Origin of the sequence: Rhizohabitans arisaemae (assembly GCF_025996515.1) — a bacterium.
Classification (GTDB): Bacteria; Actinomycetota; Actinomycetes; order Streptosporangiales; family Streptosporangiaceae; genus Rhizohabitans; species Rhizohabitans arisaemae.
In genome coordinates, this window is the sequence record NZ_BLRH01000022.1 from 1 (window position 1) to 480 (window position 480).

The following is a 480-nucleotide window of genomic DNA, read 5'->3' on the forward strand; positions in this document are numbered from 1 at the left end:
GGAGGCCATGGTGGGGCCGCCGGCCGGGCTGCTCACCGCGAGGACCCCGTCGAAGGGGGCGAGCCTGCGTTCCAGCCCGTTCAGCCCGCTGCCCCGGGCGGGGTCGGCTCCGCCGCGGCCGTCGTCGGTCACGGTGACGCGCAGCATGCCGTCCCCGTCCCGCAGGTCGATCCAGACCTGGCCCGCCTCGGAGTGCTTGGCCGCGTTGGTGAGGAGCTCGCAGACGCTGAAGTAGACCGCGGCCTCGACCGCGGCGGCGGCGCGGCCGGTCAGCTCGACGTCGACCTTGACGTCCAGCCGGCTGTCCAGGGCGAGTGCCCGGACGGCGTCGCCCAGGCCGCGTTCGGCCAGGACGGGCGGGTGGATGCCGCGGACCACCCGGCGGAGTTCGCGCAGCGCCTCGGCGGAGGCGTCCCGGGTCTTGGCCAGGAGTGCTTTGGCCGCGTTCCCGTCTTTGTCGATCAGTTCCTCGGTGGCGCC

General features: G+C 75.0%; 1 protein-coding gene. It reads right to left on the reverse strand.

The window, feature by feature from the left end; genetic code table 11:
• A partial coding sequence (locus tag RUR_RS10300) for a sensor histidine kinase (RefSeq protein ID WP_346349030.1) occupies nucleotides 1–480 on the reverse strand: 480 nt, incomplete at both ends.